The sequence below is a fragment of the Megasphaera sp. AF13-6AC genome, assembly GCF_027685385.1.
Taxonomy (GTDB): Bacteria; Bacillota; Negativicutes; order Veillonellales; family Megasphaeraceae; genus Megasphaera; species Megasphaera micronuciformis.
Window position 1 is genome coordinate 1 of sequence record NZ_JAQCUN010000192.1, and the last position, 1,819, is coordinate 1,819.

Here is a 1,819-nt window from a genome sequence, read left to right on the forward strand (position 1 = left end):
AGACAAACCGAAAAGCCGATGACCGTTTACGACTATTTAGGCGATTCCCTTCATACCGAATACTATTATATGCATCCAAGAAGTTATAATCGCCGTGCTGTTTTTAGTATACACGAGCCAAGCGCTACAATCCGGGGAGTCAACCGTCCCATTCCAGACGGTTATAAACGGCACCACGCAGACAAAGCCGATATTTCGGATGGCGTTAGGGCTTTGACTTCCAAAGAGCGCAGCTACATTCAGACATTCCCGGAAGCATTTGTGTTCGAGGGAAAGAAAACAGACGTTGAGCAGGCAATAGGAAACGCTGTTCCTGTTAAGCTGGCTGAATATGTAGCCAAGTGTATTTTAGACTATGAGAAGAAAGAAGGTGCGCCCTCGATATGATAACTGACATTAACAAATTGCAGCAAGATATCAGAGCCATTGGCTCTGTATCTGATAGTGCGGAATTTTTCGAGGGATTCCTTCGCGCCTTTGATATTCCTGTTTCAACGATTGATAGACTCAAATCCACATCCTCATATGATGTGAACGTGGGCGTTCGTATTGGACAACAGATTTTTTATCTTGCTTCCGAAGGCAGTAACCTCTACTCTGACTTGAACATTCTGAAAAAGAACAACATCTCCAGCCTGAAGACTCGGTTTGCTATGATTGCAAACGCAACGGAAGTTCTTGTTTTTGACTTAAGGACAGAAGAAACGCTTTTTTCCACCAAAGAAGACCTCTATTCTCATGTGGACTTCTTCTTTCCCCTTAGAGGTCGGGAGAAGCCCGTTGTCGAAGAGAATGTTGCTGTTAATATTAAGGTCAGCGAAAAATTTGCTCAGTTGTATAACGAATGCAGGTTGAATAATACGCAAACCGCTCTGACCGACATAAGTGAATTGATTTGCCGTACCCTCTTTTGCTGTGTAATCGATAGCATGGGATTACTGATGACGGGCGATTCTTCTCTGTACGTTTTCGCACAAAAGTATACAGATGAATCCGGGAGAGATTTTTCCGACTTTATGGCATCGCTATATTGGGCAATGAAGCAACCGGATCATAGTAATTTGCCGACTCACTTCAGACAGGTGAACTATATCGATTCTCGCTTGTTTGATAAGGATATCAGCAACATATCCTTTACCAAGAATATGCGTAGCCTAATGCTTGAAATTATGTCTTTTGATTGGTCTAATGTTGATCCCGAAATTCTCGGTTCGTTGATCCAGTCAATAATCGTCCCTGATGCCGAAAGCATCACGGGTAATTTTACGGCTACCACCAATGTCCAGAAGGTCATAGGACCGCTGTTCCTTAACGCCCTTTACTCAGAATATGAAGATTGCAAAAACGAAAGAGCTGCTTGTATCGCCTTGATAGAGCGCATAAGGAAAATTTGTGTATTCGATACATCGTGCGGCTGCGGCAATTTTCTCCTAGTTTCCTACAAGGAACTCAACCTGTTGCTTTCAAAGATTGCTTCTTCTGCCGGCTCAACGGATATGCCGCTCATGCCTATAACAAATTTCTACGGTATAGAATCGAATCCGTTTTCTTGTGCTATTGCGAGGATGGGATTACTTTTTGTCGTACTACAAAGCAAAGAGGCATCTTTGTCCACCATCAAGACGAATATAGATATCCTTTTTAGCAATAGCATTGTAACCGCCAATCCTACTCGCATACCGTGGGACTCCGTATGTCCTGGCACTTCGGAAATATACATCATTGGCAATCCTTCGTACAAAGGCGCTCGTAAGCGTAATGATGAGCAGAACGCTGACATGGATTACGTTTTTAGCGGGCATTCCAATTACAAAAATCT

Annotated in this window: 2 protein-coding genes; both read left to right on the forward strand. The window is 43.1% G+C overall.

Annotated elements, in window-relative coordinates; genetic code table 11:
* Positions 1-387: DNA cytosine methyltransferase (locus PGX78_RS07985; protein ID WP_270446390.1), on the forward strand; the 387-nt coding region annotated here is incomplete at its 5' end.
* Positions 384-1,819, forward strand: a 1,436-nt coding sequence (locus tag PGX78_RS07990) for a DNA methyltransferase (protein ID WP_270446392.1), incomplete at its 3' end; no start/stop codon positions are given. The genes PGX78_RS07985 and PGX78_RS07990, both read left to right, overlap by 4 nt.